Origin of the sequence: Gordonia sp. Swx-4 (assembly GCF_030316175.1) — a bacterium.
Lineage (GTDB): Bacteria > Actinomycetota > Actinomycetes > Mycobacteriales > Mycobacteriaceae > Gordonia > Gordonia alkanivorans.
In genome coordinates this window covers 2,384,814-2,404,661 of record NZ_CP128197.1, presented here as the reverse complement: position 1 = coordinate 2,404,661, position 19,848 = coordinate 2,384,814, and the positions used below count along the sequence as shown (strand labels likewise).

Below are 19,848 nucleotides of genomic sequence, written 5' to 3'. Positions count from 1 at the left end.
CATGACCGACCTGTTCTGGCCCGGCGACGAGCGCGCCGGCGACCTGATGAGTGCTGAGGCGTTGCTCGCCGCCATGGTCAGGGTGGAGTCCGCGTGGCTGGACGCTCTCGTGGCCTCCGGGCTCGCGCCGTCCGCCGCCGCCACCGACCTCGCCCCGCTCGTCACCGCCGACGATCTGCCGCACATCGCGGCGGCAGCCGAGGGCAGCGGCAACCCCGTCGTCCCGCTCGTCGGGCTGCTCCGCTCGCGAGCGCCGCAGCCCGCCGCCACCTGGCTTCACCGCGGGCTCACCAGCCAGGATGTCCTCGACACCGCCCTCATGCTCGCGCTGCGCGATGCGCTCGAACGGCTGATCGGCGAGCTGCGCGCCCAGGTGACCGCTCTCGCCCGTCTCGCCGCGCAGCACGCCGACACGCCGATGGTCGGCCGCACCCTGACCCAGCACGCCGTCCCCACGACATTCGGTGCGGTCGCCGCGGGCTGGCTCGACGGCCTGGTCGACGCCGCCGATCTGGTCCTCGACGCCCGCTCCCTCCTGCCGGTGCAGCTCGGCGGGGCGGTCGGGACGTTCTCGGCGGCCACCGAGCTGGCGGGCCTGCGGGGGCACGACGATCCCCAGGGGACGAGCGCTGACCTGGTCGCCGACACCGCCGTGGCCCTCGGGCTGCGCGAGCTGCGCCCGTGGCACACCTCGCGGGCGACGGTCACCCGGACGTCCGACGCGTTGGTGACGTGCACGGACGCGTGGGGACACATCTCGACCGATGTCGCGACCCTGGCACGGACGGAGATCGGCGAGCTGGCCGAGCCGACGGCTGAGGGTCGCGGCGGCTCGTCGACGATGCCGCACAAGAACAACCCGGTCCTATCCGTGTTGGTGCGTCGCGCGGCCCTGGGAGCCCCCGGTCTTGCCGCCACGCTGCACGTCGCGTCGGCCGCCTCCGGCGACCAACGTCCGGACGGGGCGTGGCACGTCGAGTGGTCGACCCTGCACCTGCTCGGCCGACGCGCCGTCGTGGCCGCATCCCAGACCACCGAGCTGCTGACGGGTCTGCACGTGGACGCCGAGCGAATGCGCACGACGCTCGACACGTCGGCCGAGAGCGTGCTGGCGGAACGCCGCTCGATCGCCGGGCTGCTGGACGCCACCGCCAGCGCCGATCCGACCACGTACCTCGGATTCTCCGAGGACCTCATCGCGGGCGCCGTCGAGCGGGCCCGGACCTTCTTGGAGGAGAACGAGTGAACATCCCTCGCATCACGGCCGTCCGGCTCGGCGGATCGCCGGCCCTCCCCCTTCTCGTGCTGGGGCCCTCGCTGGGCACGTCCGCTCAGTCACTGTGGGCGCGCTGCGCCGCCGGACTCACCGATCGATTCGAGGTTCTCGCCTGGGACCTGCCCGGGCACGGGTCCAACGCCGGCTCCGCCGAGCCGTTCACGATGGCCGAGCTGGCCGCCGGTGTCCTCGGGATGGTCGACGACGTGGTGGCCCAGCGCGACACGTTCGCCAGCACTTTCACCTACGCGGGCGACTCGGTGGGAGGCGCCGTCGGGCTGCAGCTGCTGCTGGACGCACCCGCGCGCATCGACTCCGCTGTCCTGCTGTCGACGGGCGCACGGATCGGCGAGCCGGATGCCTGGCGGACACGGGCCACGTCCGTGCGCGCGTCGGGCACCCCGTCGATGATCGAAGGGTCGGCCCAGCGCTGGTTCGCACCCGGATTCCTGGAGCGGGAGCCGGAGATCGGCGCAGCCCTGCTGCACGACCTGCGGGACGCCGACGACGAGGGCTATGCGCTGGTGTGCGAGGCGCTGGCGGGCTTCGACGTCCGTGACCGCCTCGGCGAGATCGAACCGCGAGTGCTGGCGGTGTCGGGTCTGCTCGACGTCCCCACTCCGCCGGCCGATCTCGCGGCTATCGCCTCTGGAGTCCGGAACGGGCGGCTCGTCGTCCTCGACGGCGTCGCGCACCTGCCCCCGGCCGAGCAACCGTCCGAGGTCGCCCAACTCATCCGCGATCACGCGAACGCGGGGCAGGCGGTTGCCGCTCCCACGACCGTCGCCGGGGTGCGCGACGCCGGCATGGCGGTGCGCCGGGCGGTCCTGGGCGACGCCCATGTCGACCGCGCGACCGCGGCGATCACCGATCTGACCGCCGACTTCCAGGATTTCATCACCCAGTACGCCTGGGGGTCGGTGTGGACGCGTCCGGGTCTTGACCGGCGCAGCCGCTCACTCATCACGCTGACCGCCCTGGTGGCCCGCGGCCATCACGAGGAGCTGGCCATGCACGTGCGGGCCGCGCGTACCAATGGGCTGACCAACGACGAGATCAAAGAGTTGCTGCTCCAGACGGCGATCTACTGCGGCGTGCCCGATGCCAACGCGGCCTACCGCATCGCCCAGCGCGTGCTCGACGAGCTGGACCACCCCGCTTACTAGGAGACTGCTGCACAATCCTCGTGGCAGGAGCCCGGTGTGGTGGCTGGCGTGAAATCCTGTGGCTATGCAGGGTTGTGATTGTGACTTTCGCCGGTAAGTGGCGGTGGCGGTGGTCTACGGACGTTTCGCGGCGGTCTCACTGGCGAGTGGTGGTCACCCGGGCGCGCACTAGGTCGCGCCGAACGAGACGGTGGAGCTCATTCCAACCGGAACTCACTGACGCGTGCTCGAACCCTCGTCGTCCATGCCGTAGCGGGGATCTCCGAACGCGGCATCTCGACGCAAGGGCTACGACTTCGGTGTCATGTAAGGGTGTCGCACCAGCTTCGTCGCGCAGTGGGCGGGCTAACGCGACGTGTCGGCGGCGCCTACTTCCTTACTCGCTGGAGTGCGCGGTAGAGCGTGGATCGACCCACCCCGAGATCCCGGGCGATAGCTGACGGCCCCTCCCCCGCCTCGATACGGGCAAGGGCCTTGTCGATCTGCTCCTCAGTCAGGACGCGTTTGCGTCCCTTGTACTTGCCCTTCGCCTTGGCGATGGCGATACCCTCGGCCTGGCGTTCGCGAATGATGGCCCGCTCGAACTCTGCGAACGCCCCGAGCAGCGAGAGCATCAGGTCGGCTCGAGGATCCTGGGCACCGGCAGCGTAGGTGGCCCGCTCGTGGACGAACCGCACACTCGCACCCTTCGCGGTGACCTCGCCGACGATCTGCTTGAGATCAACCAGGGAACGAGCGAGTCGGTCCATCGACGCGACAACCAGCTCATCACCGTCCCGCAGATACCTGATGCACTCTTCGAGCTTTACGCGATCAGCGCGCGAGCGTGCCGACTGTTTCTCGATATAGACCCGGTCGCACTCCCCCACCGCCTCGAGCTGACGCGCCTCGTTCTGATCCGCGGCTGACACCCGCACGTACGCCACCCGCTGCCCACGCGCATGCGAAGATCGGCGAGCCGGCTTCGGATCTGGCTTCGGCTTTGGCGTTACCTCGATGACGTTCTCCGAGTCCGTCGACTCCACCCGAAAGTTCCAACCCAACTCATCCCGACGACGGAACCGAGTCCGCACCTTCCCGCGGCTGACGATGAGCACCTCCTCGCCACCCGAACGATTCAGCAACGTCCCGATCCGATCAGCCATGAGGGGACCCTTTCGCCCGGAATCTGTATCAATAGATCCTAGACCCCCCGGGAGAACGTTTCATAAGTATCAAACTAGACCCTGTGACACAGCAGCGACTGCCGGCGGCGCATCGTCCCGCACGGGTGTACCCCACCAGGACGTTGCCCGTTCACGGCCGGATCACCTGCCTGCCTCACCCCTCCCACTGCGGTAACATCGCTCGATGCCTTCCGCGACATTTAAACGCGCCGATTCCCGCTACTTCGCTTCCAGCCTAAGCGAGGGCACAACCCATTCTGGAATTGACACGTTCGAGGGGCCACTTGGCATTACAACCGAGGGAAATAAAGGAGAACGAAGCAACAAGATAGTGCAGCACATCTTTAACGGTCCGAACACTGATCTACTCCTTATTGAGCTTCTAAACTTCCTATACGTAGAAAACAGCTACGCTGACACATCCGACAGCAATCCTTCATACGCCAACTTGCGCAAGCGCGTACTGGACCCTCGAGGCATATCGCTCACCGAGAGCGGGTACACCCTGCCAGATGGTCGGGACGTTGACGACCTTCGTGCATCCAACGGCGCCCTTGAAAATGAGCGCTCCGCAGTCTCTAAGCCGGTTACAGCCATACAGTCCCCTGACACGCCAATTGAGAATAGAGATCCCGCCAAGATATTTATAGTTCACGGCCGAGACGCACGTCCGCTTGTTGCCCTTAGAACATATCTATTGTTTCTGGGGCTTCATGACATCTCGTGGTCAGAGGCAGTAAAACTGACCGGGGAACCCCAACCGCACACTTACGATATTGTCCGTGCCGGAATGCTGCATGCCTCAGCCACGATCGTAATTTTCTCCCCAGACGACCTCGCCCGAGTTAAGGACGAATTCTCCGAGACCGGAGATCCGGATCGAACCCCTCAAGGTCAAGCTCGACCGAACGTACTTCTGGAAGCTGGAATGTCATTCGCCATGGCCCCCGAGCGCACGATATTTGTCAAGAGCGGGCCGTCCAGGGAAATTTCAGATATCGCCGGGTTCAACTGGATCAAGCTCGACGGAAAGTGGGACAGTCGGCTCGATCTCAAGTATCGACTAGAAACCGCTGGCGCTTCCGTTAGGGCAGGAACATATGACCTTCAAGACCCGCTAGCTGGACCCTTCATGGTCCAGTAGTCCACTTCCGCCGATAATGTCATATTCCGTCATGCTTGCTGGTCAGTGGGCGACCGATTGCCGCTGACAGCGCGGACTGCGTGTGCGGTCATTTTCGGTGTGACGTCCGAGGAAGGTTCGCTCCCCTCGACGCCGTGGTCAGTCGAGAGTCCGGTCAAGCCCCGTGTGGTGGTGTAACTCGTTTCTGATCCTTCGCTTGCGGTCAGGCGGGGAGTTGCATCAGGTCATCGGTGCTCACCTCCGTCGGACTGGTGTGAGACAGCCGAAGCGGTGACAGTCCTCGTGGCCTACTGCCGCTGAATCCGAGCTACTCGCGGGCAGCGGTATGCGACTGAGTCGAAATGACGTGGGCGACGGGCCACGTCTTGCTGAGGTCGGTCAGGACCAGGTCGGCTCGGAAGCCTTCGGTCAGCACGCCACGGTCGTTGAGACCGACACAGGCGGCCGGGCCTGAGGTGATCAGCCGCACGGCGTGCGGGAGTGAGAGGACACCGTCGCGCACAAGTCGCACTGCGGCTGGGAGCATCGAGGAGGGAAGGTAGTCGCTGGCCAGGGAGTCGGCCACACCGGCGACGACGAGCTCGGCTGCCGAGACGTTCCCGGTGTGGGAGCCGCCACGGACGACGTTCGGGGCGCCAGCAACGACGAGCATGCCTCGGTCGCGGGCGGCACGGGCGGCGTCCAGGGTCGTTGGGAACTCCGCCACGGTGCAGCCGCGGTCGGCGGCAGCCGCGACGTCTTCCGGGGTGGCCAGGTCGTGGCCGAAGAGCCGGATGTGTCCGGTCCGGGCCAGGTCGCCCAGCCACGTGAGGGTGCGGTCGCGCACGGCGAGACGTTCGGCGCGGGTGCAACGCCACCGGTCGACGTGGTCGACCGCAGCAGCCTCGGCCATGCCCTCGTTGGTGATCAGCCACCGCTGCATGGTCGTGGGGTCGGCGAACTGCCCCTGCCCCGGTGTGTGGTCCTCGTGAGAGACGATCGGTACCCGTGCGTGTGGGGGATCATTCGGTGTGGTGATGCTCCGACGCGTTTCAGAATCCGCGGAGTCGTCGAATGCGGCCAGCTCCGTTGCGAGCAGCGTCCGGCCGTACTCGCAGCGGGCGTCCAACCGGTGCAAGACTTGGTGGTCGACCTGGGTGTCGTCAGCGTGACGCAGCGAATCGGACAATTCTGCCGCAGCGGGGGAACCGATCGTCGTTCCCACGATGGAGCGCTCCTGGAACGCAAGGCCATGGAAGGCGGTCGTGATACCTGCCGCGCGTAGACGGCCGCCCGCCGACATCAGTGCGAAGGCAGGGTCTAGGACGACGCCCGGTCGCGGCCGGGTCTCCCGCGCGAGGATGTCGGTGTGGACATCGACCAGGCCCGGCAGCAAGTGGGCGCCGTGGGCGTCCAGGGTGCAGCCGGCACCCGGCGGGTGTGGGCCCACCTCGGCGATCCGACCCTCGCGCACCACCACTCTTGCGTTATCCACCACCCGATGGGGCAGCACCGCTGTGACGTGGCCGATCACAAAATCTGTCGGCGTCCAACACGAGTTCCCAAAGGTCATGACGACACATTCTGACAGGGCCCTATGGCCGTCGCATGAACGCGGAAGCCATCGGCCGTTCACCGGCATCGGATGGTCGGACGGGGTTCACTCACCGTTCTCTCAACCCTAATCGCCCGTTCGTAAGTCCTCTATAGGTTTCGGGGTGTTCGACCAAGTCCTATAGAGGGGTTTCCATGATCGAGCTCGTCGAGGTGAGCAAGACCTACAAGGGGGGCGTGCAGGCGCTGCGCCGAACCGACCTGACGATCGAGGCCGGGCAGGTGACCGTGCTGCTCGGTCCTTCGGGAGCCGGCAAGTCGACGCTGCTGCGGTGCATAAATTTGCTCGTGCAGCCCACCACCGGGACTGTGCGTGCCGCCGGTCTCCCGGCACTGGACTCGCGCCGTGCATTACGACGGCATCGCCGGCGCACTGGCATGGTTTTCCAGCACCACCATTTGGTCCCGCGGTACACCGCGCTGCGCAACGTGCTGCTCGGCCGAGTCGGCTACCACAGTTTCTGGCACGGTCTCCTGCCCGCTGGTCGCGCCGACGAGCGCATCGCCCTCGAGGCGCTCGACCAGGTGGGTCTGCTCGACAACGCGCTCACCCGGGTCGACAATCTCAGCGGCGGCATGCAGCAGCGCGTCGGCATCGCCCGCGCACTCGCCCAACAGCCGCAGCTGATCCTCGCCGACGAACCGGTTGCCAGCCTCGACCCGGCCACCGCAGGCCGAGTGATGGCGCTGTTGCGCCGTGTCTGTCACGACAACGGCATCACACTCGTCGCCAGCCTCCACCAGGTCGACCTGGCCCTTGAGCACGCCGACCGCATCGTCGGCCTCGCACACGGCGAGATCGTGCATGACAGCCCCGCGTCCGATGTCACCGATGACGCCATCCGACTCATCTACGAAGGCGTCACTGAGGAACCCAACGGGGAATCCGACGGCGACGCCGTCACCAGTACTGTCACCGGCCACCTCGCTGCTGGTGTCCGCTGACCGGAAGCTGTTCGCATCACCCGAATCACATTCACCAGATCCTGGAGTTCTTCACAATGACCAGACCAGCCCGTTCCACAGTTGCCGCCCTGGCGGCGCTGATCTCTTTCGCGCTTGTTCTCACCGGCTGCGGCTCCGGCTCCACCTCCGAGCCTGCCGCCGGCGAGGTGCCTGAGACCCTCCGCGTGGCCCTGCTGCCCGACGAGAACGCGTCTCAAGTGATCCAGGACAACGAACCGCTCAAGGAATACCTAGAGGACGAGTTGGGCGTCGAGGTCGAACTCATCGTCACCACCGACTACTCCTCGATGATCGAGGCGATGACCCGCGGCCGGTTGGACCTGGCCTACTTCGGGCCATTGTCCTACGTGCTCGCCCAGGAGCAGGCCGACATCGAGCCCTTCGCCGCGCTGCAGGAGGAAGAAGGCGCTGCCCCCACCTACCAAGGGGTGTTTCTCGCCAATGCCGACTCCGGCATCACCACACTCGACGACGTCGCTGGCAAGACCGTCGCGTGGGGAGACCCGGCCAGCACCTCCAGCCACCTGATACCCAAGGCCATGCTCGCCGAGGAAGCGGACCTGCGCGTCGACGACGGCGACTACGAAGAACAGCACGTCGGCGCCCACGACGCGGTGGCGCTGGCAGTGCAGAACGGCAACGCCGACGCGGGCGGCATGAGCCTGCCCATCTACGAGCGCATGGTCCGAGACGGGACCATTGACCCTGAGGTGGTCGTGACCGTCCAGGAGTCCGAGCCCTACTACAACTACCCGTGGACTATGCAGACGAATCTGCCCGAGGACTTCAAGGACAAGGTGCGGGCGGCGTTTTTAGAACTCGACGACGACGCCGTGCTCGAGGCGTTCGAGGCCGCCGGTTTCGGACCTGTGACCGATAAAGACTACGACGCGGTGCGCGACCTCGCGCCCCTGCTGGACATCGACCTGGCGGACTACCAGTGACCGCCGACACTTTGCCGGACCCCGTCGAGGAACGGCGGGAAGAACAGTACCGGGACATCTCCCGTCGGGTGTGGATTGGCTGGGGGCGCAACAGCGCCGCCATGGGCGTCGTCGGCGTCCTGGTGCTGGTGTGCGTCTGGGCGGTGGGACTACTCGACGGCGAACGGATGATCACCGGGCTGGCCGACATCGCCGACCTCCTGGGCGACATGTGGCCCCCGGACTTCACCCACATCAACCGGTGGTGGGGCCCACTGTGGGATTCGATGTCGATGAGTATCGCGGCCACCGCACTGGCGGTCCTGCTGTCGGTCCCACTCGCGCTGCTCGGGGCCCGTAACACCTCCCCGCACCCCACCGTCTACGCGGTCGCGCGCCTGGTCCTCAACACCCTGCGATCGGTGCCCGAGCTGATCATGGCGATCGTGTTCGTCGCCGCCGTCGGCTTCGGCGCCCTTCCCGGCGCACTGGCGCTGGGTATCCACTCCGCCGGCATGGTCGGAAAGTTCTTCGCCGACTCGATCGAACGCGCCGATCAAGCATCCGTCGAGGTCGCCCGCGCCGCCGGAGCCACCCGGGCACAAGTGATCCTGCACGGCATCCTGCCGCAGGTGCTGCCCCAAATGGCCGACGTCACCGTCTACCGGTGGGAGCTCAACTTCCGCGCCTCGGTAGTCGTCGGCGTCGTCGGCGCCGGCGGCATCGGATTCGAGCTGATCGCCGCCCTCCGCACCCTCCAGTACCAGGAAGTCTCCGCAATCCTGCTCGTCATCCTCGCCACCGTCACCGTGGTCGACGCCCTCGGCGGAGCATTACGAAGAAGGTTCCAATGACAAACGCGTCCGCGCGCCCGGTGGTCGTTCTCACCCACCGGGTGCATCCCCAGATCCTCGACATGCTCGGCCGCGAGTGCGACGTGGTGCCGAACCAGCAAGACGACAGCCTCCCGGCATCCGAACTGAAACGCCGAGTGGCACACGCCGACGGGCTGATGGCGTTCATGCCCGACCAGATCACCGCGCAGTTCCTCGACGGTTGCCCGCGACTGCAGGTGGTCGCCGGCGCACTCAAGGGCTACGACAACATCGACGTTCGCGCCTGCACCGAGCGCGGCATCTGGCTCACCCGAGTCGAGGACTTACTCACCGAACCCACCGCGGAATTGGCAGTCGGGCTGCTGATCGGCCTCGCTCGACACGTCGCGACCGGTGACCGCACCGTGCGAGCCGGTTTCCGCGGCTGGCGGCCGGTGCTCTACGGACGCACACTCGTCGGCTCCACGATTGGCATCGTGGGCGCCGGCGTACTCGGCCGGGCCGTGGCGCAAATGCTCTCCGGATTCAATCCCCGACTTCTCTACCACGACCCCGATCCGGTGCCGTCCGCAACCGCGGCGTCGATCGGTATGGAACGGGTGGAACTCGCCGAGCTTCTGCAGCACAGCGACTCCGTGGTGGTCTGCGCCCCCCTGACGGCGGACACACTGCACCTGCTCGACCACGAGGCGATGACATCGATGCGACCCGGAGCGCTGCTGGTCAACGTCGGACGAGGCTCAGTGGTGAACGAAGGCGCAGTGGCCGAGCTCCTGCGCAGCGGACACCTCGGCGGATATGCCGCAGACGTGTTCGAGTTCGAGGACCTCTCCCGACCCGACCGCCCCAGCGGCCTGCACCCGGACCTGATGGAACTGACGAGCCATACCCTCTTCACCCCGCACCTCGGATCTGCGGTCGCGACGGCACGCTTGGCGATCGAGGAACACGCGGCGAGATCCATCCTGCAATCACTCGCAGGCAAAATGCCCGACGGAGCCGTCAACGACCCGCGGAAACCGTCGACCTCCTCCGTTCCCGCAGTATGATCACGCCCATCAGCGACGCCGCACCCACCAAAACCAGTCCTCGGGTACCGGTGTACCTTTCCGCCGCCGACGCGCTCGCCGAGACAATTGCCAACCAGCCCGTCGGCACTCGGCTCCCCTCAGAAGACGAACTAGCCCGCATCCTGGGCGTCAGCCGGCTCACCGCCCGAGCAGTACTGACCGAGCTGGAGAGGCGCTACCTGGTGCGCCGCCGACAGGGCAGCGGCACCTTCGTGTCCCAACGCATCGACTACACCATCAGTCGACACATCCCACCGTCCTGGAGCGCAAGCGTCCGCAAAGCCGGATTCACCCCAGACGTTCGCACCACCGGATGGCGACTCGAGACCCCCCCAACCGAGATCCGTGGCCGCATGAAAGTCGGAGCACGCAGACAACTGCTCGCACTCTCCCGGAACCGATACATCAACCACGAGCTCGTCGGCTACGCAGACACCTACCTCGACCCCCAACTCGTCCCCGACCTACCCCAGATCCTCGGCCCAGCCGACTCATTGCACGACACCCTGGCCACCCACTACAAACTGGAACCCGAGCGCGGATGGTTCGGCGTCTCCATCGACCCCGCGCCACCCCACGTCGCCGAGCACCTCGAACTGAGCGGCCGCCCACCGGTCATCTCTATCCGGTCCCGCACCGATGCCGCCGCACGCAACCACCGCCCCGTGGAACTCACGATCTCCTGGCTTCGAGCCGACGTGTTCCGAGTCGAGGTCGACTTCGACACCACCTAATCAGGACGACAAACCCATCGCCCGCCCCGAATAGCCGCCAGGTCCTCAGCGCGGAGCAGGACGACCTCACCGTCGCGCCACACCCGCGGAATTATCGCAGGTAAACGGCAGTAACCGCAGCTACTGATACTTCCGTCATGTTAACGCCGATAATGTTGCGTTATGTCAGGTACTCCTGACGCGACCCGACTCTTGTGTCTGGTTATCCTGACACAGCGGGTCTACCCTATCGGCATGGGCTGGGTACACGAGAGCGCCACGCACTTGCACGAGGCGGCGTTGGTGCCGTTCTTCGAGGACGGGGCCGAGAGCCACGGGTCGACCATGGTCGACGGCGTTGACTACGAGATCGTCGGGACCGGCCGGCACCCGGACGAGGATCGTCGGCGGCCGTCGGCCGAGATCGTCGGCTGGCTGTTGTCCTGCAATTGCGCCCGGCGAACCAGCTCTGATGTGTCGACCTGGACCGATCCCGTCCAGTGGACGCGGGTGCCCTCAGCGTCCCTCGAGGACCTGGCCCGCCACCAGGTGTTCGCCCCCGACATCGACCTCGACGTCAACGTGCGGCCCGATGTCGCGGCGGCCGCCCAAGCATTGTGGCGGCGTGAGCATCTCGATTCGATCGACATCGACGACGAGATCCGGGCGGCCGTGGAGGCCCGCAGGGACGCCGACGCACTGCTCGACGCCGCGGTGGCCAAGGCCCGCCGGCTGGGTCGCTCGTGGGCCGACATCGGCGCGGCGACCGGCATGACCCGACAATCAGCCAACGAGCGCTGGAAAGACCGCACGTGAGTGCTGCCGGGCGAGTATCGTCTAATTCGATTCTGCCGCAGGTAGTTTCGAAATCTGATACTAGATATCATGTCGTCAGGACGGGCGTCGGCTGCCAGCACATGGTGACGGTGGTGCCGTCGGGTCCGGTGGTAAGCGCATGGGTGTCGCTGAGCGCAGTGATGAGTGCGAGTCCGCGGCCGCGGAAGCGCTGTGCGGGGCTGAGGTCCCAGGTGCCGGTGTCGGTGACAGTGATTTCGAGGGTGCCGCTGGGGCGGCGGCGGCTGCGCACGGTGACCGCGCCTGGCTCTCGAGCGTCTTTGTAGGCGTGTTCGGTGGCGTTGGCAATCGCTTCGTAGACGGCCAAGACGATGTCGGCGCGGCGTTCGGTGTCGGCCTCGACGGTTGCTGTCACCCACACGGTGAACAGTTCGCGCAGTCTGTGGGCGGCCTCGGCGGTGGCCTCGACCGATCGTTCGAAGTCACCGGTGGAGTCGCCATCGAGGTGCTGTGATGAGTCCACGCCGTCGTGTTTACCCAGTCGGGCTGCCGCTCATTCCGGTGGGTCTGGTCATGGCGGTGACGGCGTGGGCGAGGGTGGGGTAGAGGACGATTGTCTGGTCCAGGCCCATGAGCGTCAGCGGCCGCGACGTTGCGGGTGCGGCGGCCACGACTCCGAACAGTCCGGTCGGTGCGATCGCCTCGTGGGCGGCGACGAGTGCGGCCATGCCGGCCGAGGCCAGGAAGTCGGTGGTGGTCAGATCGATGATCAGGCCTCGTGGTTGTCCGTGCAGCGCGTTCGTCACCTCCTCGGACAGTTGTGGTGCGGTGAGAACGTCGATGCTGCCTTGGACGGTCAGGATCACCAGTTCTTCGTGCTGCGCGGAGACGATGGTCATCAATGCCCGGCCGGCGGTGTCTCCGCTGTCGTCAACGAACACGGCATCGGGGTTGTCTGGCTGCACGGTGACTCTCACTTTCACGGAAGGGGGTCACACGACTTGCTGAGTGACCCGGTCCCGACCGACTACATGATCACGGCTATCTCAACGCCATCCAAACCTAGTCCGCCGCCACCGACGGCGCGCGAAGGGTGAAGTGACCTTATGTCACACATCGTTCGCGTACCTCCGGTTATCTGCCGGTAGTGTCAACGGCCAGTTTGATGTCCCCGCTGGTGGCCAGGTAAAAGTCCCCACCCTGTGCGGGATGTTCTAGGTCGGTGGCACCTCCGTTCGGTGTGTCATGCGGTAGGAGTCGCCGTCGGTGATGACGATGGTGGCGTGGTGCAGGAGCCGGTCGAGGATGCTGGCGGCGGTGGTGTGTTCGGGCAGGAATCGTCCCCATTGTTCGAAGGGCCAGTGGCTGGCGATCGCGAGAGATCGGCGTTCGTAGGCGCCGGCGACGAGCCGGAACAGCAGTTGGGTGCCGGTGTCGTCGAGCGGGGCGAATCCGATCTCGTCAAGGATGAGCAGATCTTGGCGCAGCAGGGTGTCGATGGTTCTGCCGACGGTGTTGTCGGCCAGCCCGCGATACAGGGTCTCCACGAGGTCGGCGGCGGTGAAGTACCGCACTTTGTGTCCGGCGTGCACTGCGGCGATCCCCAGCCCGATCAGGGTGTGACTCTTACCCGTCCCGGCAGGGCCGATCAGGGCGACATTATGTTGCGCCCGAACCCATTCCAGTGAAGACAGGTATTCGAAGGTATTGGCCGGAATAGAGGATGCGGCCACGTCGAACGATTCCAAGGTTTTGGTGACCGGGAACCCGGCAGCTTTTAGTCGGTTGCGGATGTTGGAGGCATCACGAGCGGCGATCTCGGTTTCCACCAGGGTTCGCAGTACTTCTTCGGGTGTCCACCGCTGGGTTTTCGCGGTGAGCAGGACCTCGGGTGCGCTGCGGCGGATCGAGGCCAGTTTCAATCGGCGTAGCGCGTGATCGAGGTCGGCCGGTAGCGGCGGCACTGTCTGAGGTGCAACGGGTGTCGATGTTGTGGTGGTCATGACACCTCCTTGTCGCCGGCGCCCAGCTTGTAGGCATCCAGCGAGCGGGTGGGCGCGGTAGGCAGGTGACCCAACAGTGCTGTGCCGGCCGGTCGCGGGTTGGGGGTGCCGGCTCCGGCATCGAGGATCGAGCGCACATCGGCGGCCTTGAACCTCCGGAACGCCACCGCCCTGGTCAGAGCGGTGAGCACCTGTTCGCGGCCGTGGGAGGTGACGAGCCCGAGGATGTCATCGAGTTCACCGCCCAGGCGGGTGTTCCCGATGGCCGCGGCACCGACCAGGAACTGCTCAGCAACCTCACCGAGATCGCAGAACTGTTTCTCTACCGCAGTTTTGGGCCGTGGTGCACGACTGGGCGGGGTGCGTGGCCCCCCGTAGTGATCATCGTTGAGGACGACCTCACCAGGTGCGGCCAACAGATGATCGGCGACCACCTCACCGGAGGCAGGTTCGGCGATCAGGAGCCGCTCACCGTCCTGGATGAGGGTCACGGTGGTGCCGATGAGCCGGTTGGGTACCGAGTAGCGGGCCGAGGCGTACCGGATACACGAGAGGCGATCGACCTTACGGGTGACCGGCGGTGGACCGACCTGGGCCCGCAGAGACGGCAACGGGCTCAATGTGTCTCGTTCGATCGTGAGTTGGTCAGCAGGCACGCACAGTGTGTCGCTGTGACGGCGGGTGTTGACCTCGACACACCAGTCCCGCGCGGCCCGGTTCGCTGCGTGCACATCCAGCTGCACGTCGTCACGACCAGCAGCGATCTTGGCTTCGGTCCACAACGGCTGCGCCAGATCCGACTGCGCGTACCCGCAGAGGTTCTCCACGATCCCTTTCGATTCCGGATCGGCGCCGTGACAGAAGTCCGGGGAAAACCCGTAGTGGGTGGCAAACCGCACATACGTGGGGGTGGGTACGACGACGTTGGCGACGACTCCACCTTTGAGGCAACCCATCCGATCAGCGAGTACCTTGTTGGGCACTCCACCGATCTCTTCTAACGCTTCGGCGATGAATCCGAGTGTGGTGGTGGATGTTTCGTTGGTGGCGAACCGAACGAACCGCCACCGCGAGAACGCCAACACCGCGCAGAACATGTGCAGCCCGCCGATTACGGCCCAATCGATGACCAGGTAGTCACCCGGAGCCCACACCGCCGGGCGGCGGCCACGATGATGATCACGGCGCCACTGTGTTTTCTCCTGGGCGACGAGACGACGGAAGTTGCGGGCCGAGCCCTCATAGCCCGCGGCACGTGCTACCGGCAGCAGTCGCTTGGCGGTGATCCGGCCGTGTGACCGCTCGACTCGCTCAGCGACCAACTCGGCGACCGCATCGTAGTTGCGGGCCCGTTCCTTGCGGTCGGGTGGTTGATCGTCGGCCTCGAACCGGTCGACCACACGCTTGACGGTCTTGTGGGTGGTGCCGCACACCTCGGCTGCGGCGCGATAGCTTCCGAGTTCTCGGTAAGCAGAAATGATGTCCATACGGTCCTTCGCAGACTTCAATGGAACTCCCAGGCGGTGATGGTGATCGGTTGGCACCTTCACCGTCATCGCCTGGGCCCTCAGTTCCGGGTCGACACGACGAACACAGGGTGGGGACTTTTATCTGGCCACCAGCGGGGACCTCGACCTGGCCACCAATGGGGACTTTCTCATGGCCATGGACAACTGCTTGGCGCGCTCGGCACCGAACAGTTGACCCTGAGCGAGCTCACGAACTCCTCACCCGAGGCGAAAACTCTGACGACTGGGATAGCTACCTGGATACGCGAATCGGTAGTTCTGGAAGACGGGTCACGCCCCCACGGCATCACCTACCCGTCAAAATGGGGCGCCGGTCTCACTAACTGGGCGATGTGGATGCGCCGAACCGATGACGGCACCGGGCAGGACCCGATCAAGACGCTCGAGACAGCCGAGATTGGGAAGCACTCAGCCGCACTCATAGCGGCAGCCCAACTTCGGGGATTCTCCATATTTTGAACGCCAAGACCGACACAAGCCTCAGAGTGAGCTGAAGTAGCCCGGCGAGGCGACACCCTCGACCAGCATACGCCGCTTGACTTATGTCGCATCTACTTGAAACTTCCGCTCCCCCAGTCGATCTAGAGGGCTGATTAGATATTATGACATTTGAGCAGGTAGGGGCGGCCTCTACCGCCGCATTCTGGCGAAGCAGGAACTCGGACAGAGACACGACCACGGAAGCTACTGCCTGGCAACGCGATTTGAGGTCGAGTTAACAGCCTCGGCAAGACATGGACATAGTCGCGCACCTGCTGATCTCTGGCCTTTAGGGTAAAAGGCCTGCCGAGCGAGCAAGCACCACAGCTTCTAGTCGCGAGGACGCACCAAGTTTGTGCATTATTCCCTTCATATATCCTTTTACGGTATTTACGGTTAGGCCGAGCGAATCAGCAATCCGAGCATTCGGGTATCCAAGCGCAACAAACGCCAGAACATCTTGCTCCCGGGCGGTTATATTTGTTGACATTGACTTGGCATCAGTTTCGGCAGTGAGCATTTCGATGATATCGGTGAGTTCCCCCGAGAGGCGCTGGTCGTCCACATCCTCAACCAGCTGGCGGAGACGTGCGAAAGCGGCGGTGACACGGTTGCGAAGATCCTTGTCTGGCGAGTGCGCATCGTACTCCAACAGCGCCCGGGCGGACGCGATCTCTTGCTCAATGGCTCGCGCCTCGCTTGCGAGTGTGTCGAGCATCCGATCACCAATGAGGCGTGGGGTGTGGAGTGCACCGTAGATCACCGCGATCGGGACTCGATCGACAATAACAGGGGCGGCCATCATCGCGCGCAGTTCTTCCTGCTCGATAATATCGTTGTAGCGGTGGGAGATTCGCGGCGTTTCCAGATAGTCGTCGACGACCATTGGCCGTCTTAGGGCAACTACCCTGCCGCCCAGTCCGTGCCCGACCTCGATAGAAACTCCATCGATTACGCCTTTCGTCTCGCCCTCAAAGTGCTGCAAGTGCACCGTTGATCGCCCCTTGACCATGCCGGCGAATGCCAGAGAAACATTGGTGTCCCGGCGCACCCTGCGCAATGAACTGGAGACGATCTCCTCGATCGTTCTAGACATTTGCTCTCCTACCATCAGTGGTGAGCAGATCTCATCGCTCGTTCTAGACGCTCGACCCCCTCTTCGGGGGGTGTGGACGAGGTCGCGCCCGCTTCACCCTGTGAGAGAACATACAACGCCAGGGAAGATTGGCATTCCAAATCGGGGGTTTGTGATGCACCAGCTCGTGGAGGCGCTGACTCCGAGTGTTCACGTCGCTACAGGTCAGCAGCTGTCCCATCAGCGCGCCTCACAGTCGCACCTCGGGTGAGTGCGCCGTGACATCGGGTGCGGCCGAGCGAGGTGCCGAAGACTGGTTCTCCCGAGACAGTTCGATGTGTGTTCACAGTTAGAGAACTCAACGTGTACGATGTGTGTTCACAGTTAGAGAACTCAACGTGTACTTTTGAAGGAGTGGATGTGCCCCGTACTTTCCTAGCAAGATCGATTGGATACGCAGCTGCTGCGCTACTCGTAGCAACAGCAACAGCAACAGCGGGCGCTCCGGCCGTTGCAGAGCCTGCGGACGCCCCTGTCGAGAACGGCGGCCTGCTGCGGTCTGTTAAGACGGATCTCCTGGCAGGCGCCATCCCTACTGGGGTGAAGGCGACTTCGGTCACGTATCGAAGCTCCGATACCCGCGGCAAGCCAGTCGCTACAACGGGAATTGTTATGGTTCCGGCTTCGAAGTGGACTGGTAGAGGACCTCGCCCATTGGTCACCTATGCAGTTGGCACCCACGGCTCGGATCCGAGTTGCCGACCTTCACAGCTGCTGACTCGCGGACTGACCACCGACCGCTCTGGCGTTCCTATGATCGAGCTACAGCTGCTTGACGTGGCTTCCCTCTTGACTCGAGGGTTCGCTGTAACCATGACCGACTTTCAGGGGACGGAGGCGCCGGGGCGGCTACCTTACCTGCAGCCCATTCCCCAAGCCCACGCAGTGCTTGATGCTGCGCGCGCCGCTATATCGGTGGGGGCAGTTGATCGCCGAGCGCCTGTCGGAATCTGGGGATACTCACAGGGGGGCGGGGCAGCTGCCGCCGCTGCCGAACAGGCCAAGTCTTATGCCCCTGAACTCAATATCAGAGGGTCTGTGGTCGGTGCGCCCCCGACCAACCCGGCGCGAACAATGATGTTCAACGAAGGGAAGCTAGCGGCCGGAGTTATTGGCTACTTCGTGAACGGGGTACGGGCTGAGTATCCGCAACTTGCGCCGAAGATCGATGCGAAACTAAACAGTCAGGGTAGAGATTTTCTGCGTAAGACTGCGGGTGAGTGTCTGGTGGGCAGTGCCGTCGGCCACTATTTCAGATCGACAAAGGGGATGACGGTAAGTGGGCGACCGTTAATCGAAGAGTTGGCTTCCGATCCTGAGATAAACAGCGTATTCCAGAGTTTCGTAATGGGACGAACGGCACCGAGTCATCCGGTACTCCTTATGCAGAACGTGAACGACGACGTTGTCCCCGCCGGCGATTCGAATGCCACGGCAGACGCTTGGGAACGCGGGGGTACCAACGTCGCCAGGGCGAATATCAACACACCATCGCTACCGCCCGGATTAGGACACGCAGTCGGATTGGTTACCGGTAATATCGCAGTCAACTGGCTGGCAGGCCGACTCACCCAATAAATGGCTCACAGCGAGGACCTGCGGAAGTCAAGCGTGTCTGCCGGCTTCCGCAGGTTGGCCCCTGAAGCATGGCCGTCACCGACACAGCTCGTCTATGCATCTGGCCACCAAGTGTTTGTCCACCACAGCAGCACGTGACCGCTGGTCCAGCGCTTAGTGATCGACGCAGGTCGCAGACACATGGCGTCCAAGCGGGTCGAAACGACGCGTAGCCAGCGCGCGATCACCGCCGGGTGAACTCCAACCCCACGGGTGACGCGCGCCGGACCAAACTAGGCGTGATCGTTGCGAAAGTACTTCGCTCGAGTCTCTGTCGGCAGCACTTCTAGCCGTCCCCTGAAATGAGAGCGTGCCGCCTCGACCTTCTGCTCATGACTTCGTGTGGCGGTCGTCAGCTGACTCTTGGCTCGCTCGATCTTTTCGGGAAGCGTCTTCTTCTCGTCAGCGGCCAGCCGTGCTTGTTTGTTGATCGCTGCCGCCAGCGCGTAGGCGTTCGGACCGGCTTTTGGGTCTTTCGATGCATCAAGGGTGGCGACACCATTTACTGCAGGACCATCAACCACAACGTACGCGTTGCCGGCACCGTTGGTGGATTCGTCGGCTGCCGATGCGGTGACGCCGATGATCGACCCGCTACCTTGCCTGGTGTCGATCCATCGCTGGTAGACCGTCACTCCTCCGCCGGCGGCGACCCGCTGGCCCTTGACGCTGCTCAGTTCGCTGATGGTTCGCTCGATGCTGGCGACTTCTGTCGTCATCAGCCGCGATGCAGCCCGGAACTGCTTGCGTGCAGACCTGGCGGCTGTCACTGCGTGCTGTACCTCGACATCGAGCTTGCCGAACTCCCGCCGGCGGTATTCGAACCAGCCGACGCCGACGATCACGGCCAGCGCGATGATGACCGCTACTGCTATTCCGGTGGCATCCATGTGGTTGGTCCTTCTGCTTGGTCACAATTGTTGTCGGGAACGGCGGATTGACATGAGAGTCTGTCAATCTTTGGATGGGCCTCGAGTCCTTGACCGGGTCGATCAGGGAGCGTCTTGCGAGTAGCGCTCTCGATTTGGTGGCGCAACTCCGTGGCTATGCTCGCGGGAACATCGATGTGAGCCTTGCCGAAGAGTTCGGTCACTCGTCGGTAGGCAGTTGCTCGTTCGTTAGGAGGAGATCGATCGTCGGAGCGCCACTTTGATTGCCGATTCAGCGCGTCGCAGCAGAGTTCGTTGCTCAGCCGACAGACCGCTGTCACCCGAGGCTGAAGCAGCTGCGTACGCGGCCCTCCATGCGGTTTCGGCAGCAACGGCCCGATCGGCGAAGTCACGCACGAAACCGAGTTCGTCAGGAACGGTGCCATCTACTCGCAAGGCATCGGCATGGGCGAAAGCAGTGTAGAAAGCTTGCACGAGCGGGTGTGTTCGATCGGCCAGTAGTGGGCGATGGAAGAATGCCGTTGCGTCGGTCTCGTAGGCAGCGAA

18 protein-coding genes are annotated in these 19,848 nt (G+C 64.4%); 10 read left to right on the top strand and 8 right to left on the bottom strand.

Annotated features, from left to right (window positions below):
• Position 1: 1 nt before the first annotated feature.
• Entirely contained in the window at positions 2-1,246 is a 1,245-nt protein-coding gene (locus tag PWF70_RS10890; RefSeq protein WP_039868240.1) for a lyase family protein, read from the top strand.
• Positions 1,243-2,442 (top strand): bifunctional 3-oxoadipate enol-lactonase/4-carboxymuconolactone decarboxylase PcaDC, encoded by a 1,200-nt coding sequence (pcaDC, locus tag PWF70_RS10885; RefSeq protein WP_006898353.1) that lies wholly within the window; start codon positions 1,243-1,245, stop codon positions 2,440-2,442. The genes PWF70_RS10890 and pcaDC overlap by 4 nt, the downstream gene beginning before the upstream one ends.
• A gap of 368 nt (positions 2,443-2,810) precedes the next feature.
• Here pcaDC and PWF70_RS10880 read toward each other — a convergent pair whose 3' ends face one another.
• Positions 2,811-3,587 carry a recombinase family protein gene (locus PWF70_RS10880; protein WP_020171242.1) on the bottom strand — a complete coding sequence of 259 codons (777 nt, stop codon included), beginning with the start codon at positions 3,585-3,587 and terminating at the stop codon, positions 2,811-2,813.
• A gap of 205 nt (positions 3,588-3,792) precedes the next feature.
• Between PWF70_RS10880 and PWF70_RS10875 the strand changes: the two genes are divergently transcribed.
• A complete protein-coding gene (locus tag PWF70_RS10875) occupies positions 3,793-4,752 on the top strand; it encodes a TIR domain-containing protein (protein ID WP_083229418.1) in 960 nt (319 codons plus the stop codon).
• 307 nt (positions 4,753-5,059) lie between these two features.
• On the opposite strand, the gene PWF70_RS10870 is transcribed toward PWF70_RS10875, so the two are convergent.
• Positions 5,060-6,304: an alpha-D-ribose 1-methylphosphonate 5-triphosphate diphosphatase gene (locus PWF70_RS10870; protein WP_055476444.1), complete on the bottom strand. Its 1,245-nt coding sequence runs from the start codon at positions 6,302-6,304 to the stop codon at positions 5,060-5,062.
• Between the two features lie 176 nt (positions 6,305-6,480).
• On the opposite strand from PWF70_RS10870, the gene phnC reads away from it, so the two are divergent.
• From phnC to PWF70_RS10840, 6 genes are all read left to right on the top strand, one after another.
• The gene (gene phnC, locus PWF70_RS10865; protein WP_055476443.1) at positions 6,481-7,290 is read left to right on the top strand and encodes a phosphonate ABC transporter ATP-binding protein; all 810 of its coding nucleotides are present in this window, start codon (positions 6,481-6,483) and stop codon (positions 7,288-7,290) included.
• Positions 7,291-7,346: 56 nt separating this feature from the next.
• Complete coding sequence (gene phnD / locus PWF70_RS10860; RefSeq protein WP_055476442.1) at positions 7,347-8,255, top strand: phosphate/phosphite/phosphonate ABC transporter substrate-binding protein; 909 nt, start codon at positions 7,347-7,349, stop codon at positions 8,253-8,255.
• Positions 8,252-9,088, top strand: coding sequence for a phosphonate ABC transporter, permease protein PhnE (gene phnE, locus PWF70_RS10855; protein ID WP_055476441.1), 837 nt, complete (start codon positions 8,252-8,254; stop codon positions 9,086-9,088). Before phnD ends, phnE begins: the two co-directional genes overlap by 4 nt.
• Positions 9,085-10,119: a phosphonate dehydrogenase gene (locus PWF70_RS10850; RefSeq protein WP_055476440.1), complete on the top strand. Its 1,035-nt coding sequence runs from the start codon at positions 9,085-9,087 to the stop codon at positions 10,117-10,119. The genes phnE and PWF70_RS10850 overlap by 4 nt, the downstream gene beginning before the upstream one ends.
• Positions 10,116-10,874, top strand: coding sequence for a GntR family transcriptional regulator (locus PWF70_RS10845; RefSeq protein WP_137809377.1), 759 nt, complete (start codon positions 10,116-10,118; stop codon positions 10,872-10,874). The genes PWF70_RS10850 and PWF70_RS10845 overlap by 4 nt, the downstream gene beginning before the upstream one ends.
• 234 nt (positions 10,875-11,108) lie before the next feature.
• Positions 11,109-11,669, top strand: coding sequence for a hypothetical protein (locus PWF70_RS10840; protein ID WP_171011585.1), 561 nt, complete (start codon positions 11,109-11,111; stop codon positions 11,667-11,669).
• A gap of 67 nt (positions 11,670-11,736) precedes the next feature.
• On the opposite strand, the gene PWF70_RS10835 is transcribed toward PWF70_RS10840, so the two are convergent.
• The 5 genes from PWF70_RS10835 to PWF70_RS10815 all read right to left on the bottom strand — a co-directional run bounded on the left by PWF70_RS10835 (position 11,737) and on the right by PWF70_RS10815 (position 16,756).
• Positions 11,737-12,171, bottom strand: coding sequence for an ATP-binding protein (locus PWF70_RS10835; protein ID WP_055476438.1), 435 nt, complete (start codon positions 12,169-12,171; stop codon positions 11,737-11,739).
• 10 nt (positions 12,172-12,181) lie between these two features.
• On the bottom strand, positions 12,182-12,613 hold the full coding sequence (locus PWF70_RS10830) for an STAS domain-containing protein (protein ID WP_055476437.1): 432 nt from the start codon (positions 12,611-12,613) through the stop codon (positions 12,182-12,184).
• 249 nt (positions 12,614-12,862) lie between these two features.
• Positions 12,863-13,651 carry an IS21-like element helper ATPase IstB gene (istB, locus tag PWF70_RS10825; protein WP_062394395.1) on the bottom strand — a complete coding sequence of 263 codons (789 nt, stop codon included), beginning with the start codon at positions 13,649-13,651 and terminating at the stop codon, positions 12,863-12,865.
• The gene (istA, locus tag PWF70_RS10820) at positions 13,648-15,159 is read right to left on the bottom strand and encodes an IS21 family transposase (protein WP_119699221.1); all 1,512 of its coding nucleotides are present in this window, start codon (positions 15,157-15,159) and stop codon (positions 13,648-13,650) included. The genes istB and istA overlap by 4 nt, the downstream gene beginning before the upstream one ends.
• Positions 15,160-15,949: 790 nt before the next feature.
• Complete coding sequence (locus tag PWF70_RS10815) at positions 15,950-16,756, bottom strand: LuxR C-terminal-related transcriptional regulator (RefSeq protein WP_286352951.1); 807 nt, start codon at positions 16,754-16,756, stop codon at positions 15,950-15,952.
• Between the two features lie 651 nt (positions 16,757-17,407).
• Here PWF70_RS10815 and PWF70_RS24130 point away from each other — a divergent pair.
• A complete protein-coding gene (locus tag PWF70_RS24130) occupies positions 17,408-18,373 on the top strand; it encodes a lipase family protein (RefSeq protein ID WP_353507331.1) in 966 nt (321 codons plus the stop codon).
• A gap of 272 nt (positions 18,374-18,645) precedes the next feature.
• On the opposite strand, the gene PWF70_RS10810 is transcribed toward PWF70_RS24130, so the two are convergent.
• Positions 18,646-19,302: a hypothetical protein gene (locus PWF70_RS10810; protein WP_006898340.1), complete on the bottom strand. Its 657-nt coding sequence runs from the start codon at positions 19,300-19,302 to the stop codon at positions 18,646-18,648.
• Between the last annotated feature and the right edge of the window lie 546 nt (positions 19,303-19,848).

Coding starts and splice junctions, on each gene's coding strand:
- PWF70_RS10890 (WP_039868240.1), top strand. CDS start 2: ATGACCGACCTGTTCTGGCCCGGCGACGAGCGCGCCGGCGACCTGATG.
- PWF70_RS10880 (WP_020171242.1), bottom strand. CDS start 3,587: ATGGCTGATCGGATCGGGACGTTGCTGAATCGTTCGGGTGGCGAGGAG.
- PWF70_RS10875 (WP_083229418.1), top strand. CDS start 3,793: ATGCCTTCCGCGACATTTAAACGCGCCGATTCCCGCTACTTCGCTTCC.
- PWF70_RS10870 (WP_055476444.1), bottom strand. CDS start 6,304: ATGACCTTTGGGAACTCGTGTTGGACGCCGACAGATTTTGTGATCGGC.
- phnC (WP_055476443.1), top strand. CDS start 6,481: ATGATCGAGCTCGTCGAGGTGAGCAAGACCTACAAGGGGGGCGTGCAG.
- phnD (WP_055476442.1), top strand. CDS start 7,347: ATGACCAGACCAGCCCGTTCCACAGTTGCCGCCCTGGCGGCGCTGATC.
- PWF70_RS10850 (WP_055476440.1), top strand. CDS start 9,085: ATGACAAACGCGTCCGCGCGCCCGGTGGTCGTTCTCACCCACCGGGTG.
- PWF70_RS10845 (WP_137809377.1), top strand. CDS start 10,116: ATGATCACGCCCATCAGCGACGCCGCACCCACCAAAACCAGTCCTCGG.
- PWF70_RS10840 (WP_171011585.1), top strand. CDS start 11,109: ATGGGCTGGGTACACGAGAGCGCCACGCACTTGCACGAGGCGGCGTTG.
- istB (WP_062394395.1), bottom strand. CDS start 13,651: ATGACCACCACAACATCGACACCCGTTGCACCTCAGACAGTGCCGCCG.
- PWF70_RS10815 (WP_286352951.1), bottom strand. CDS start 16,756: ATGTCTAGAACGATCGAGGAGATCGTCTCCAGTTCATTGCGCAGGGTG.
- PWF70_RS24130 (WP_353507331.1), top strand. CDS start 17,408: ATGGTTCCGGCTTCGAAGTGGACTGGTAGAGGACCTCGCCCATTGGTC.
- PWF70_RS10810 (WP_006898340.1), bottom strand. CDS start 19,302: ATGGATGCCACCGGAATAGCAGTAGCGGTCATCATCGCGCTGGCCGTG.